Here is a 14,734-nt window from a genome sequence, read left to right on the forward strand (position 1 = left end):
TAGGGTTAACAAACAAGAGATAATTTCAGAGATATACGTATGGCATCAAACAAAAAATATTGGAAAAGCGAAGCGGAGTTAAATCCTAACGATTCCATTGTTGAGACGCTAAGACATAATGAGTTTGTTCAAGATATTCCTGTTGATGAGTTTTTAGGAGATAAAGATAATTTAGCTTCTTCATCAACAAATAGAAGGGATTTCTTGAAATATGTTGGTTTTAGTACCGCTGCTGCTACTTTGGCAGCCTGTGAAGGACCAGTTGTTAAGTCTATTCCTTATGTTGTGCAACCAGAAAGTATTATACCTGGTGTGGCTAATCATTATGCAACAACTATTGCAAATGGATTTGACTTCGCTAGTGTTTTGGTAAGAACTAGAGAAGGTCGTCCTATTTCAATACATAATAATGCAGACGCGGTGGTTAACGGAAGTGCTAATGCACGTGTTAACGCATCTGTTTTGAATTTATATGATAGTACGCGTTTACAAGGTCCTATGGCTAACGGTGCTGCTGTTAGTTGGGCTGATTTAGATGCTGCTGTGAAAAGTAAATTAAATGCATTAAGAAATTCAGGAAAACAAATTGCTTTATTGACGCAAACTTATGCAAGTCCATCTACATCAAAATTAGTTGGAGAATTTAAGGAAGCTTTTGGAAATGTAAATCATGTTACTTATGATGCAATTTCTGAAGAAGCTGCTTTAAATGCTTTTCAAGCCAAATACGGTGAGAGAGCTTTGGCAGATTATGATTTTTCTAAAGCAGAAGTGATTGTTTCTTTCGGTGCCGATATCTTAGGAGATTGGCAAGGTGGTGGCTATGATAGTGGTTATTCAAAAGGAAGAGTTCCTCAGAAAGGAAAAATGTCTAAGCATATTCAGTTTGAGTCAAACATGTCTTTAACTGGTGCAAATGCAGATAAAAGAGTAGCGTTAAAGCCTAGTGAGCAAAAAGTTGCATTAGCTAATCTATATGCTAAGCTTAATAATTCATCAGTGGGTGGAGAGCTTAGTGATAGTGCTCATAAGGCACTTGATTTAGCGGTAGCGCAAATAAGAAAAGCAAAATCTAAAGCAGTTGTAGTAACTGGTTTAGATGATGAAAATGCTCAAGCTGTTGTTTTAGCTATAAATGAAATGTTAGGGAGTGTTGTTTTTGATGCAACTTCGCCTAAGTATATTCGTCAGGGAAATATTACGGCAGTAAATGCTCTTATTTCAGAAATGAAGGCAGGTAGAGTTGGTGCTTTAATTATGGACGGAGTTAATCCTTTATATTCATTGCCAAATGCTTCTGATTTTTCAGAGGGACTTGAAAAGGTAGATTTGTCATTGAGTTTCTCAATTTCTAATAATGAAACTACAGCAAAAGTAAATTATGTTGCTGCAGCTCCTCATTACTTAGAGTCGTGGGGTGATGTTCAAATGAAAAAAGGACATTATGGTTTAGTTCAACCTGCAATAAAAGAATTATTTGATACACGTCAATTTCAGTCTTCGTTATTAACTTGGATGGGAAGCGATACGGCGTATTATGATTATATAAAAGAAACTTGGACTTCTTCTGTCTTAGGTTCTAGTAATTGGAATCAAGCATTACATGATGGATTTTATGTTTCTAAATCTTCCGTTGTTGAAGAGGTAGTGGAAAATGTTATGGCTCCAGTTATGGCTACTGAAGCTTCTGTTGAAGAAGCGCCTCAGGTTGCAGCTATTCCTTTGGCATCTGCGTTGAGAAGCTTGGCTTCTGCAAGTAGTTCAGGAATGGAAATGACTTTGTATCCTAAAACGGGTATGGGTGATGGTCAAATGGCTAATAATCCATGGTTGCAGGAATTTCCGGATCCTATTACACGTGTGTCTTGGGATAATTATGTTACGGTATCTAAGCAGGATGCTGATAGATTAGGATTTGTAAATGAAAATGTTGCAAATGGTGGTCTAGATGGGAGTTATGCTAAGATTACAGTAGATGGTGTTTCTGTTACTAATGTTCCAGTGATAATTCAGCCTGGTCAAGCACTTGGTACAATTGGCTTGTCATTTGGATACGGTAAAAAAGAAGGTTTAAAAGAAGAAATGCAAACAGGTGTTAACGCCTATGCTTTGTATAAAGACTTTTCAAATACACAATCTGTTAGTATTGAGCAGGTAGCTGGGAATCATGAGTTTGCTTGTGTTCAGTTACATAAAACGCTAATGGGTAGAGGAGATATCATTAAAGAAACTACTTTAGAGATATTTAATACTAAGGATGCTGGGGAATGGAATATTCAGCCGGTCGTTTCCTTAGATCACCAAGAAGTTGCTGCTACATCTGTAGATTTATGGGATAGTTTTGACCGTTCAATCGGGCATCACTTTAACTTGTCTATTGATTTAAATGCTTGTACAGGTTGTGGGTCTTGTGTTATTGCATGTCATGCAGAAAATAACGTTCCTGTAGTTGGTAAAAATGAAATTCGATTATCTAGAGATATGCACTGGTTGCGTATTGATAGGTATTATTCTTCAGAAGATACTTTTGAAGGTGATAATGTTAAGAAAGATGAGTTTGATGGTTTAACTGGTGATAAGGGCTCTTTAGGAGGTTTTGGAGAGCTAGAAGATCCTTCTGCTAATCCTCAGGTAGCTTTTCAGCCTGTAATGTGTCAACACTGTAACCATGCTCCTTGTGAGACTGTATGTCCGGTTGCTGCTACATCACATGGTCGTCAAGGTCAGAATCATATGGCTTATAACCGTTGTGTAGGTACTAGATACTGTGCTAATAACTGTCCTTATAAAGTGCGTAGATTTAACTGGTTCTTATATAACAATAATGACGAGTTTGATTATCACATGAATAATGACTTAGGTAAGATGGTGATTAATCCAGATGTTACTGTACGTTCTAGAGGTGTTATGGAAAAATGTTCTATGTGTATGCAAAAAACACAAAAAACGATTCTTGATGCTAAGAGAGATGGTAGAGTTGTTAAGGATGGAGAATTTCAAACGGCTTGTTCTTCTGCGTGTAGTAGTGGAGCTATGGTGTTTGGAGATGTTAATGATAAGGAGAGTAAGATTGCAGAATTAAAAGAAAGCAATCGTATGTATCACTTGTTGGAACATGTAGGTACAAAACCAAATGTTTTCTATCATGTTAAGGTTAGAAATACTGAAGAAGTATAAAAGATAATTTAAGATCAACGTAACTATAATATAAAATATGGCGTCGCATTACGAAGCACCTATTAGAAAACCACTTGTACTTGGAAACAAAAGCTACCATGACATATCTGTGGACATCGCAGCTCCTGTTGAAGGTAGAGCTAATAAGCAATGGTGGATTGTATTTTCTATTGCATTAGTAGCTTTCCTTTGGGGAATTGGTTGTATCCTCTATACCATATCTACGGGTATTGGTACTTGGGGATTAAACAAAACAGTCGGATGGGCTTGGGATATTACTAACTTCGTTTGGTGGGTTGGTATTGGTCACGCAGGAACATTAATTTCGGCAGTACTTTTATTATTCCGTCAAAAATGGAGAATGGCAATTAACCGTTCTGCAGAAGCAATGACTATCTTCTCGGTAGTTCAAGCAGGTCTATTTCCAATTATTCACATGGGTCGTCCATGGTTAGCCTATTGGGTTTTACCTATTCCTAACCAATTTGGTTCATTATGGGTAAACTTTAACTCACCGCTTCTTTGGGATGTATTTGCAATTTCAACATACTTATCTGTTTCCTTAGTATTTTGGTGGACAGGTTTGTTGCCAGATTTTGCTATGATTCGTGATAGGGCAGTTAAGCCATTTCAGGTAAAAATATATAGCTTATTAAGTTTTGGTTGGACGGGTCGTGCTAAAGATTGGCAGCGTTTTGAAGAGGTTTCCTTAGTATTAGCTGGTTTAGCGACTCCATTGGTACTTTCTGTACATACGATTGTATCTTTTGATTTTGCTACTTCTGTTATACCTGGTTGGCATACAACAATTTTCCCTCCATATTTCGTAGCTGGGGCTATCTTCTCAGGATTCGCAATGGTAAACACGCTTCTTATAATTATGAGAAAAGTGTGTAATATGGAAGATTATATTACATTACAACATATTGAGTTAATGAATATCGTTATTATGTTAACGGGTTCAATAGTAGGTTGTGCTTATATCACGGAATTATGGATGGCTTGGTATTCTGGGGTAGAATACGAGCAATATGCTTTCTTGAATAGAGCTACGGGACCTTACGCTTGGGCATATTGGTCAATGATGACTTGTAATGTGTTTTCTCCTCAGTTTATGTGGTCTAAAAAATTGCGTACAAGTATTTTGTTCTCTTTCTTTATCTCTATTGTGGTAAACATAGGAATGTGGTTTGAGCGTTTTGTAATTATTGTAACATCATTGCACCGTGATTACTTACCTTCTTCTTGGACAATGTTCTCACCTACATTTGTAGATATTGGAATATTTATAGGAACTATTGGATTCTTCTTTGTATTATTCTTATTATATGCAAGAACGTTCCCAGTAATTGCGCAAGCAGAGGTGAAGTCTATTATGAAAGCTTCAGGTGAGAAGTATAAATTACTTCGAGATGCAGGGAAACCTTTATATGAAGTAAAGCAAGTAGTTCCATCAAAAAGACCAGTGGTAGAAGATAAGTCTTTGCCTATAGCGGCAGATAAAGAGCAAGTTTCTTCATTATTGAATTCATTGGGAGTATTTGATCCCGCAACGGAAACTCCTGATGACTTAAAAGAAGTAAAAGGAATTGGACCTCAAATGGAAAAAACGTTAAACCAGATTGGTATATTCAAGTTTTCTCAAGTGAGTAAGATGACTGAAAAAGAATATGATTTGTTAGATTCAATTACAGGTTCTTTCCCAGGAAGAGCACAGAGAGATGATTGGGCAGGTCAAGCTAAGATTTTAAATAACAATAAGTAGATATGGCATCTAAAGTTATACATGCACTTTATACAGATGATGACGTGTTAATGCACGCTGTAAAGAAAGTAAAAGAAGCTAAGCATCATATTGAAGAGGTTTATTGTCCTTTCCCCGTTCACGGGCTAGACAAAGCAATGGGTCTTGCGCCAACTAGAATAGCTATTACAGCGTTTATCTATGGGTGTATTGGTCTTGCGGTAGCAACCGTTATGATGAATTTCATCATGATAGAAGATTGGCCACAAGATATTGGAGGTAAGCCTAGCTTTAGCTATTTAGAAAATATGCCGGCTTTCGTTCCTATTATGTTTGAACTTACAGTGTTTTTTGCGGCGCATTTAATGGTAATTACTTTTTACATGAGAAGTAAACTATGGCCTTTTAAAGAAGCAGAGAATCCAGATAAGAGAACCACTGATGATCATTTTTTAATGGAAATTGAAATCCATGATAATGAAGATGAACTATGGCAATTGTTAGCTGAATCGGGAGCTGTTGAAATTAATATTTTAGAAAAGTAGTCTAAGAGTTATGAAGAGTTTTATAAAAATTATAGCAATCGGTTTAATTTTGGTTTCTTTTGCTTCTTGTTCAAACAAGAATAGTAGGAATTATCAATACATGCCGAATATGTATGAGTCAATCGGTTACGAGACTTATCAGAAAGTAGAATTTCTGCCAAATAGTTCTGAAGCAGGTCAGCCTGTAGATCATACTATTCCACGTGGAAAAATGCCTTATGAATTTGCAAACGGTCTTGATGGTAAGGAATTAGCAAGACTTCAAGCGAGTCCATTAGATTCTCTAAAAGTTGAGAAAAATACGGCAGTTGGTTCTGAATTATACGGAATATATTGTGCAATTTGCCATGGTTCTAAAGGTGATGGTAAAGGAACTTTAGTAGATCGCGAAAAAATATTAGGTGTCCCTAATTATTCAGATGTTGGTAGAAATATTACGGTAGGTAGTACGTACCATACCATTTATTACGGATTGAACTCAATGGGTTCTTATGCAAACCAGCTTAACGAGAAAGAGCGTTGGCAAGTTGCTGAGTACGTGATCAAATTAAAACAAGACTTAACAAAATAATACATAGATTTTAGATATGTACACTATTTCAAATAGATTAAAAATTGCTTCAATTGTATTAATGGTTCTGGGTGCTATAGGCATCGGAATTGGCTTTGTTTCAATGCCAGGGACGGTTGCAGAAGCTAAGGCAATGGTAGCTAGTCATGATGATGGACACGGTGGTGGACATGAAGTTGCTGCAGAGCATCATGAAGAAGCTAATGATCATGGAGTTGCTACTGAAGCACACGGTGAATCTCATGACGCTTCACATGATGAACATTTATTACATCAATTACAGAACAGACCTTGGGCGGCTTTATACGTTGCTGCATTCTTTTTCTTTATGATATCCTTAGGTGTTTTAGCCTTTTATGCAATACAAAGAGCAGCGCAAGCAGGTTGGTCTCCATTACTTTTTAGAGTTATGGAAGGTATTACTTCGTACTTGGTACCAGGTGGTATTATCATATTTATAATTTTGGCTTTATCAGTAGCACATATGAATCATCTATTCGTTTGGATGGATGCAGATGTAGTTGCTAATGATAAATTGTTACAAGGGAAATCTGGTTTCTTAAACGGACCTTTCTTTTTAATTAGAGCGGCAATATTTTTAGGGGGATGGATTTTTTACCGTGAGTATTCTCGTAAATTATCTTTAGCGCAAGACGCGGCTACAGATGATACCAACTTTGTGAAAAACTTTAGATTGTCTGCAGGTTTTTTAGTATTCTATTTAGTTACAGAATCTATGATGTCTTGGGATTGGATTATGAGTGTTGATCCACACTGGTTCTCTACCTTATTTGGTTGGTATATTTTTGCAAGTATGTTTGTATCTGGTATTACCGTAATAGCTTTAGTTACTATTTATCTTAAATCTAAAGGGCATTTACAAGATGTGAATAATAGTCATATTCATGATTTAGCTAAATTTATGTTTGGTATCAGTATATTCTGGACGTACTTATGGTTCTCTCAATTCATGTTAATTTGGTATTCAAACATTCCTGAAGAAGTTACTTATTTTATTACTAGAATAGCTGACTTTAAATTACCTTTCTTCGGTATGGTAGCAATGAACTTTTTATTTCCATTGCTTATATTGATGAATAGTGATTTTAAACGTGTAAATTGGTTCGTAGTAATGGCAGGTATTGTTATCTTAGCCGGCCACTATTTAGATATATTTAATGCAATTATGCCTTCAACAGTTGGAGATCAATGGTATATTGGTATTCCTGAAATTGGAGCAGTATTGTTTTTTGCTGGATTATTTATCTTTTGGGTATTTAGAGCGCTTTCAAAAGCACCTTTACAACCAACACGTAATCCATTTATAGAAGAGAGTAAGCATTTTCATTACTAGTATAAAAAATAACATTAAATCATACAATGACTGCATTTTTAATTATAGCTGTTTTAGTATTAGTGGCAATTGCTATATGGCAAATGACCAAAATTTTTGAACTGTCGCAAATTAAGGCGGACAATTCACAAATTGCTAACGATAAAGACAATAAGTATAACGGATATCTTTTATTTGCATTCCTTATATTTATATATGGACTTACTATTTTCTGTTTCTGGAAATATTCTGAAGTTTTACTGCCAGAAGCAGCATCAGAACATGGAGCGGAATATGATAGTCTAATGCTTTGGTCGTTTGTAATAATCTTTATTGTTCAAACATTAACGCAAGGATTATTACATTATTTCGGCTTTAAGTATAGAGGCGTAAAAGGTAATAAGGCACTTTTCTTTGCTGATAATGATCGTTTAGAGTTTATTTGGACTATTATTCCTGTTATCGTTTTATCTGGTTTAATTCTTTGGGGTTTATATACATGGACTAATATCATGGATGTAAATGATGAAGATGATCCATTAATAGTTGAGCTATATGCACAACAGTTTAACTGGACAGCAAGATATGCAGGAGATGATAATGTTCTAGGTGATGCTAATGTTCGGTTGATTGATATTGACCGTGCTAATGTATTAGGTTTAGATGAAGCAGATCCTAATGCTACTGATGATATTATTGTTAAAGAATTGCATCTTCCTGTCGGAAGAAAAGTAAATTTCAAGATGCGTTCTCAGGATGTATTGCACTCGGCTTATATGCCTCACTTTAGAGCTCAAATGAACTGTGTTCCTGGTATGATTACTGAGTTTTCTTATACTCCAATTTATACTACAGAACAAATGCGTCAGAACCCTGATGTGATAGATAAGGTAAAAAGGACTAATGCTATCAGAGCTGCTAGAGCTGCAAAAGGAGAAGATAATTCTGACCCATGGGAGTTTGATTATATTTTGCTATGTAATAAGATTTGTGGAAAATCGCACTATAACATGCAAATGAAAATCATAGTTGAATCGGAAGAAGATTACAACAAATGGATAGCTGAACAACAATCGTTCGGTACAACCATGATGGCTTCGGCAAAATAAATTAGGCTAATTAAGAAAATTAATAAAAAAAATAAGAATTCGATTTATGTCAGCAACAGCACATGCACACGAAGATGATCATGCACACGACGATCATGGACATCATCATAAAGAGACTTTTGTAACAAAGTATATATTTAGTCAAGATCATAAGATGATTTCAAAGCAGTATCTAATTACTGGTTTGATTATGGGGACTATAGGTATTGCAATGTCTATTTTATTTAGAATGCAACTAGCTTGGCCAGGAGAATCTTTTCCTGTTTTTGAAGCTTTACTAGGTAAATGGGCGCCAGATGGTGTTATGGATGCAGATATCTATTTAGCATTAGTAACAATTCACGGTACTATAATGGTATTCTTTGTTTTAACTGCAGGGTTAAGTGGTACATTTAGTAACTTATTGATTCCCCTTCAAATTGGTGCTAGAGATATGGCTTCTGGTTTCCTGAACATGGTTTCCTATTGGTTATTTTTCTTATCCTCAATTATAATGCTTTCTTCTCTTTTTATAGAAGCGGGCCCGGCAGCTGCTGGTTGGACGGTTTACCCACCACTTAGTGCATTGCCAATGGCTCAGCCTGGTTCAGGTTTAGGTATGACATTATGGTTAACATCAATGGCTATATTTATTGCATCTTCATTATTAGGTTCATTGAACTATATTGTTACTGTTATAAATCTTAGAACAAAAGGGATGTCAATGACAAGATTGCCATTATCAATTTGGGCATTTTTTGTTACCGCTATCATAGGTGTCGTTTCTTTCCCTGTTCTATTATCTGCAGCTCTTTTGTTAATTATGGATAGAAGTTTTGGTACTTCGTTCTTTTTGTCAGATATATTTATACAAGGTGAAGTCTTACATTACCAAGGAGGTTCTCCTGTATTATATGAGCATTTGTTTTGGTTCTTAGGTCACCCAGAGGTTTATATTGTAATATTACCTGCAATGGGTATTGTTTCTGAAGTAATGGCAGTTAATGCGCGTAAGCCTATTTTTGGTTACCGTGCCATGATTGCTTCTATTATTGCAATTGCATTTTTATCTACGATCGTATGGGGTCACCATATGTTTGTATCAGGTATGAATCCATTTTTGGGATCTGTGTTTACATTCACAACCTTACTAATTGCAATTCCTTCAGCGGTTAAAGCCTTTAACTGGATAACAACATTGTGGAAAGGAAATCTTCAGCTAAACCCGGGAATGTTATTTTCCATAGGGATGGTTTCTACTTTTATTAGTGGAGGATTAACGGGTATTATCCTTGGAGATAGTACATTGGATATTAATGTGCATGATACGTATTTCGTTATTGCTCACTTTCACTTAGTAATGGGTATTTCTGCCTTATATGGCCTTTTTGCAGGAGTTTATCACTGGTTTCCTAAAATGTTCTATGGTAGATTAATGAATAAAAATTTAGGATATGTACATTTTTGGATTACTGCGATAGGTTCTTATGGAATTTTCTTCCCAATGCATTTTGTGGGTATGGCTGGTGTACCAAGAAGATACTATCAGAATACAGCATTCCCAATGTTTGATGAGTTAACTGATGTTCAAATATTGATCACGATGTTTGCTATTTTAACAGCTTTTACTCAGTTGATATTTATTTATAATTTTATCAGCAGTATTTTCTACGGTAAAAAAGGACCTGAAAATCCTTGGCAGGCAAATACGTTAGAATGGACTACACCAATTGAGCACGTTCATGGTAACTGGCCTGGTGAAATTCCTGAAGTACACCGTTGGGCATACGACTATAGTAAAACTAGAGAAGATGGGGAATATGTGATTCCTGGTCAAGATTTTATACCTCAAACGGTTCCTTTACAGGAAAATGAAGAGGAAATGAATCATTAAAAAAATCTTATATAATATTTAAAGCCCTTTGTTCAAATACAAAGGGCTTTTTTTATAATTTTGAGTCAACTATTAATTGGCTTCGTAGTTCTTATAACTTGTATTATTTTTCTATTAGTTTAAAGTTATAGGTGCTTTGGCTTCAATATTAAACATAACCAAAAATGAAATTTAGATTATTAACATTTGTCATTTGTTTACTTTTTATTAGCGTTTCTTTCGGTCAGCGAAAACCTAAAATAAGAGGTAGTAGAGTCGTTACGGAAGTTACCATGGAACTAGAGCCGTTTACGGCTATAGAATTAAAGGATGACATCGATATTGTTTTACGTAAAGCTTCAGATTGTGGCTATAATTTAACTATTGATGATAATTTGGTTGACGTTTTAAAATTTAGAGTAGAAGATGGTACCTTAACGATTAGTTCTTTTTATACCATAGCTGCTAAAAAGAAAATGGAAATTATTGTTTTTTATACGACACTCAATGCACTGACCATGATGGATGGTAAGATTGAAATGAAAGATTTAATTAATACAGATGTATTAGCTATTAACACCTATGGTTCATCTAAGCTTCAGTTAAATGTAGATGCTGGAAGTGTTGATGTTGTAATGGCAGATAATAGTTTTGCAGAATTAAATGTTACAGCAGATACTTTAAATATGTCATTTAAGGATAGAGTTGATGCTGAAATTTACGCGGTAAGTAAAACACAAAATCTTGAAATGTTTAAAAACGCTCAACTTAAAATTAATGGGAATACCGAGTTTATGAATATTCACCTTTTTGATAATACTAGTTTAAAAGCTGCTGAGTTAGATGCAGGCGATGTTAGTTTATCCTTAGAAGCTTCTTCTAGTGCGTATATTAATGCTTTTAATAATCTTACACTAAGTTCTAAAGGTTCTGCTAAAACATTCTTATATGGGCCTGCAGTTATTACAATTACTGATTTTTTAAATACATCACAACTAAATAAGCGATAGTCTATTTAGCTATAGGAGCAGTTATCAAATGAGGAGGAATTCCAAACCCATCTACAAGTACATTAATGTGTGGGCGTAATTCTGTGCAGATACGTTCTACACGTTGTTTTATTGCTTTTGATTTACTAGCACCCATATATCCTTGTTCTAAATACCAACTGGCATCTGCTTTAATTTCATGTAAAGCAGATAAGGTTCCTAATTGCTCAAAAAGTATTTTGTTTTTCTCATCTGTGATCGTTTCAGTGTATGTGCTGTATATTTCGTAAGATAATTGACAGCTATATGCCTTACCTAACGCTAATAAATGAGTTTGTACTTTTAAAAATGCTTGGTAGGAAGGAACACCATTCTTAATATAATTGCGAATGCGCATGGCTAGTGTGTAGGTTAATCTTCTTGTGCGATATTCAAAAGCATGTTTGTGAAATTTTGGGTTGTACAAATGTTCAGCGTCTGTCTTATTGCTGTAAATTGGATTTATCGTAGTTAATTTGTCATTTAGTTGAGAAGTTAAAAGTTTTAGTACTGATGCAAAACCAGCACTATTAAATTCTGCCTTAAAATCAGATAATACTCCCTTAGCGGCTAATTGAAGTAGTACGTTATTATCTCCTTCAAATGTTGTAAAGATGTCTACGTCGCCCTTTAAATCAGCAATGCGGTTCTCAATTAAATACCCCTTACCACCACAGGCTTCTCTGCATTCCTGAATAGTATCATTGGCAAACCAAGTAATGATAGATTTTAAACCAGCAACCTGTGTTTCAATTTCACGTTTATCTGTTTTAGTGTCGTCACTATACAATTTCATAATATGTTGAAGTGTAACATCGTAGACATATGCTTTAGCTATTGGTGGAGTCAAGCGTAATTGATGACTTGGGTAGTCCATCAATAAATCTTCTTGAATTTTTTTATTATCATTAAATTGTCTTCGCTTTAAGGCATGTTTTACAGCAATTGTAAGTGCTTTTTTAGCACCTCCTAAACCTGCTCTTGCAACACAAATTCTACCTCCAACCAAAGTTCCGAGCATGGTAAAAAAACGTTTATTCGGATTCTCTATATTGGAATAGTAAGTGCCATCTTCCTTAATATCACCATACTTATTTAATAAATTTTTTCTAGGAACACTAACCTGATTAAACCATATTTTTCCATTATCAACACCATTTAGCCCAAGTTTATACCCATTATCTTCAATTCTTACTCCTGGAAGTAGTTCGTGGTTTTTGTCCCGAATAGGAACCAAAATTGCATGCACGCCTTCATTTTTACCATTTACAATGAGTTGAGCAAATACAGAAGCCATAGTAGCATCTAAGGCATTACCTATATATTCTTTATTATCATTTTCTCCGGGAGTATGAAGTATGATCAGATCGGTTTCTTTTTGGTAGGTTGCTGTAGTTTTTATACCACGTACATTAGAACCATGTCCTGTTTCGGTCATTGCAAAACACCCTAGTAATTCTGCTTTACCTGCGTTGGCTAAATAGAGATCGTGATGGTATTTGGTCCCTAATTTCTGAATGCTACCGCCAAATAACCCAAATTGGACGCCAAATTTTATCGCTAAGCTACCATCTACATACATGATGTTTTCAAAAATAAAAGCGTAAGCAGGCATATCTTCAATTCCGCCATACGCATTAGGGTAAGCCATTGCGCCATAATTTTCTGCGGCTAGGTGTTTTACTTGGTTTAAAACTGTAGCTCTAAATTTTTCTTTATTTCGTTCTATACTCCAAGTGTAAATGGGATCTTTTAATACCTCATGAAATTTTGTAACAGTAGCTGCAAATTCACCTTTAAGTATAGCATCAAGCTCTTTTGCATTGTAATAATCTGATGTTGCTTCATGCTGTACTTCAACATCAAATAAATGATGGTAATGGTTTGGTTGAATACCTAAGTTTAATTCAATGTGTTGTAATTGTTTATTTTCTGGTGTATCGGAAAAATAATGAGCAACCAATCTTTTAGCTAAACTAGCTAATGGGTATGCATCGTGTTCGACTAATTTTATGGCTGCATTAGAAATTATAGTCCTCCATGATTTTAATTCTTGACTAGAAGGTTTGTTATTTTTATCTAACCAACCCGCTAAAGTTTTTTTATCTGCTGTTGTCAATGATGCATCCTTCTCAAATGCAGTTTTAGTAATGTTAATTTCTGAAGCAGAAAGTAATCCATCAGACCATATCACATAGAAGAAAGGAATATATTGTAAAACGCCGAGAGTGTAAATGTTCTTTTTCATAGTATGAAAATACAATATTCTATCCATAAATAATAAGAATTACAAGCATTAGAAGTATCTTAATTTTGCGCTATCTTTGTTATCTATGAATGAGCATTTAGATCCTACAAATGAAAATTTCACTCCAGAAGAAGTAGATTTTGATAAAGCACTCAGGCCCATAAGTTTTTCTGACTTTACAGGGCAAGAGCAAATTTTGGAAAATTTAAAGGTTTTTGTAGAAGCGGCTAACCTACGTGGCGAGGCGTTAGATCATACACTATTTCATGGTCCTCCAGGTTTAGGGAAAACAACGTTAGCCCATATTTTAGCGAATGAACTTGGTGTAGGTATAAAAATTACGTCTGGTCCTGTATTAGATAAACCTGGAGATTTAGCAGGTTTATTAACCAACCTAGATGAGCGTGATGTGCTTTTTATTGATGAAATTCATCGCTTAAGTCCTATTGTAGAAGAGTATTTATATTCTGCGATGGAAGATTATAAAATAGATATTATGATAGAAACAGGGCCAAATGCGCGTTCTGTTCAGATAAATTTAAATCCGTTTACATTAATTGGGGCTACGACACGTTCGGGGTTATTAACGTCTCCTATGCGTGCACGTTTCGGAATCCAAAGTAGATTACAATATTATTCTTCAGAACTTCTTGCTACAATTGTAACCAGAAGCTCAGAAATTTTAAAAATGCCTATTACTGCAGATGCTGCAATAGAAATTGCAGGAAGAAGTAGAGGAACACCTCGTATTTGTAATGCCTTATTGCGAAGAGTTCGAGATTTTGCTCAGATTAAAGGAAATGGTAAAATTGATTTGGAAATTTCTCGTTTTGCACTAAAAGCATTGAATGTAGATGCCCATGGTTTAGATGAAATGGATAATAAAATTCTCTTAACCTTAATTGATAAGTTTAAAGGTGGTCCTGTGGGGATTACTACTTTGGCAACCGCTGTTTCTGAAAGTGCAGAAACTATTGAAGAAGTTTATGAGCCATTTTTAATTCAAGAAGGGTTTATTATGCGCACGCCTCGGGGGCGTGAGGTTACAGAATTAGCCTATAAACATTTAGGCCGTATAAAAGGGAGTGTTCAAGGAGGCTTATTTTAATGAAACAAACACCTATAAT

General features: G+C 35.2%; 10 protein-coding genes. 9 read left to right on the forward strand and 1 reads right to left on the reverse strand.

The features are described from left to right. Positions 1-39: 39 nt before the first annotated feature. From CELAL_RS10215 to CELAL_RS10250, 8 genes are all read left to right on the forward strand, one after another. The gene (locus CELAL_RS10215) at positions 40-3,177 is read left to right on the forward strand and encodes a TAT-variant-translocated molybdopterin oxidoreductase (RefSeq protein ID WP_013550831.1); all 3,138 of its coding nucleotides are present in this window, start codon (positions 40-42) and stop codon (positions 3,175-3,177) included. Between the two features lie 37 nt (positions 3,178-3,214). Next, positions 3,215-4,942: an NrfD/PsrC family molybdoenzyme membrane anchor subunit gene (nrfD, locus tag CELAL_RS10220; RefSeq protein ID WP_013550832.1), complete on the forward strand. Its 1,728-nt coding sequence runs from the start codon at positions 3,215-3,217 to the stop codon at positions 4,940-4,942. A 2-nt stretch (positions 4,943-4,944) separates the two neighbouring features. After that, positions 4,945-5,466 (forward strand): DUF3341 domain-containing protein, encoded by a 522-nt coding sequence (locus CELAL_RS10225; protein WP_013550833.1) that lies wholly within the window; start codon positions 4,945-4,947, stop codon positions 5,464-5,466. Positions 5,467-5,476: 10 nt separating this feature from the next. Continuing rightward, positions 5,477-6,037 (forward strand): c-type cytochrome, encoded by a 561-nt coding sequence (locus tag CELAL_RS10230; RefSeq protein ID WP_013550834.1) that lies wholly within the window; start codon positions 5,477-5,479, stop codon positions 6,035-6,037. A gap of 16 nt (positions 6,038-6,053) precedes the next feature. Next, the gene (locus CELAL_RS10235; RefSeq protein ID WP_013550835.1) at positions 6,054-7,391 is read left to right on the forward strand and encodes a hypothetical protein; all 1,338 of its coding nucleotides are present in this window, start codon (positions 6,054-6,056) and stop codon (positions 7,389-7,391) included. A gap of 26 nt (positions 7,392-7,417) precedes the next feature. Then, entirely contained in the window at positions 7,418-8,479 is a 1,062-nt protein-coding gene (locus CELAL_RS10240) for a cytochrome c oxidase subunit II (RefSeq protein WP_013550836.1), read from the forward strand. Positions 8,480-8,525: 46 nt separating this feature from the next. Next, positions 8,526-10,352 (forward strand): cytochrome c oxidase subunit I, encoded by a 1,827-nt coding sequence (locus CELAL_RS10245; protein ID WP_013550837.1) that lies wholly within the window; start codon positions 8,526-8,528, stop codon positions 10,350-10,352. A gap of 164 nt (positions 10,353-10,516) precedes the next feature. Beyond that, on the forward strand, positions 10,517-11,341 hold the full coding sequence (locus CELAL_RS10250) for a GIN domain-containing protein (protein ID WP_013550838.1): 825 nt from the start codon (positions 10,517-10,519) through the stop codon (positions 11,339-11,341). 1 nt (position 11,342) lies between these two features. On the opposite strand, the gene CELAL_RS10255 is transcribed toward CELAL_RS10250, so the two are convergent. After that, complete coding sequence (locus CELAL_RS10255) at positions 11,343-13,607, reverse strand: acyl-CoA dehydrogenase family protein (RefSeq protein WP_041557690.1); 2,265 nt, start codon at positions 13,605-13,607, stop codon at positions 11,343-11,345. Between the two features lie 85 nt (positions 13,608-13,692). On the opposite strand from CELAL_RS10255, the gene ruvB reads away from it, so the two are divergent. Continuing rightward, positions 13,693-14,715 (forward strand): Holliday junction branch migration DNA helicase RuvB, encoded by a 1,023-nt coding sequence (ruvB, locus tag CELAL_RS10260; RefSeq protein WP_013550840.1) that lies wholly within the window; start codon positions 13,693-13,695, stop codon positions 14,713-14,715. Positions 14,716-14,734 lie beyond the last annotated feature (19 nt).

It is taken from the genome of Cellulophaga algicola DSM 14237 (assembly GCF_000186265.1).
GTDB lineage: Bacteria > Bacteroidota > Bacteroidia > Flavobacteriales > Flavobacteriaceae > Cellulophaga > Cellulophaga algicola.

What these genes read in the sequence shown, in the direction of transcription:
- CELAL_RS10215 (WP_013550831.1), top strand. Translation starts at nt 40, where the DNA reads ATGGCATCAAACAAAAAATATTGGAAAAGCGAAGCGGAGTTAAATCCT.
- nrfD (WP_013550832.1), top strand. Translation starts at nt 3,215, where the DNA reads ATGGCGTCGCATTACGAAGCACCTATTAGAAAACCACTTGTACTTGGA.
- CELAL_RS10225 (WP_013550833.1), top strand. Translation starts at nt 4,945, where the DNA reads ATGGCATCTAAAGTTATACATGCACTTTATACAGATGATGACGTGTTA.
- CELAL_RS10230 (WP_013550834.1), top strand. Translation starts at nt 5,477, where the DNA reads ATGAAGAGTTTTATAAAAATTATAGCAATCGGTTTAATTTTGGTTTCT.
- CELAL_RS10235 (WP_013550835.1), top strand. Translation starts at nt 6,054, where the DNA reads ATGTACACTATTTCAAATAGATTAAAAATTGCTTCAATTGTATTAATG.
- CELAL_RS10240 (WP_013550836.1), top strand. Translation starts at nt 7,418, where the DNA reads ATGACTGCATTTTTAATTATAGCTGTTTTAGTATTAGTGGCAATTGCT.
- CELAL_RS10245 (WP_013550837.1), top strand. Translation starts at nt 8,526, where the DNA reads ATGTCAGCAACAGCACATGCACACGAAGATGATCATGCACACGACGAT.
- CELAL_RS10250 (WP_013550838.1), top strand. Translation starts at nt 10,517, where the DNA reads ATGAAATTTAGATTATTAACATTTGTCATTTGTTTACTTTTTATTAGC.
- CELAL_RS10255 (WP_041557690.1), bottom strand. Translation starts at nt 13,607, where the DNA reads ATGAAAAAGAACATTTACACTCTCGGCGTTTTACAATATATTCCTTTC.
- ruvB (WP_013550840.1), top strand. Translation starts at nt 13,693, where the DNA reads ATGAATGAGCATTTAGATCCTACAAATGAAAATTTCACTCCAGAAGAA.